This is a genomic window from Paraburkholderia sp. A1RI_3L (assembly GCF_048957895.1).
Classification (GTDB): Bacteria; Pseudomonadota; Gammaproteobacteria; order Burkholderiales; family Burkholderiaceae; genus Paraburkholderia; species Paraburkholderia kururiensis.
On sequence record NZ_JARCHA010000097.1, the window covers coordinates 1 to 321 of the forward strand.

The window sequence follows — 321 nt, forward strand, 5'->3', positions numbered from 1 at the left end:
TGGCCGACCTGATCGACCGGATTCGCGTCGAGTGCCCGCGCGACACGGTGACGGTGATGTCGCATAGCCAGGGCACCATGATCGCGATGGCGGCCACCGCCATATGCAAGACCCGCGCGCCCGATGCGCTGTTCGTGATGAATTCGCCGTATTCGCTCGATGACAAGGTTACGGATGCACTGGCCTGCGGACCAGAGCGCCCCACTCCCGAAGCACGGGTCAATACCTTCCGGAACATCGCCAACCGCATCAAGGGCGATAAGCGCGTCTTCACCGAGGCGCAATTGCGGCAGTTGCAGTGCGGCGCGTCCGAGGACATGG

At 63.6% G+C, this 321-nt stretch carries 1 protein-coding gene; it reads left to right on the forward strand.

Going from position 1 to position 321, the window contains the following annotated elements:
- A partial coding sequence (locus tag PXJ20_RS33065; RefSeq protein ID WP_421057529.1) for a T6SS effector phospholipase Tle3 domain-containing protein occupies positions 1-321 on the forward strand: 321 nt, incomplete at both ends.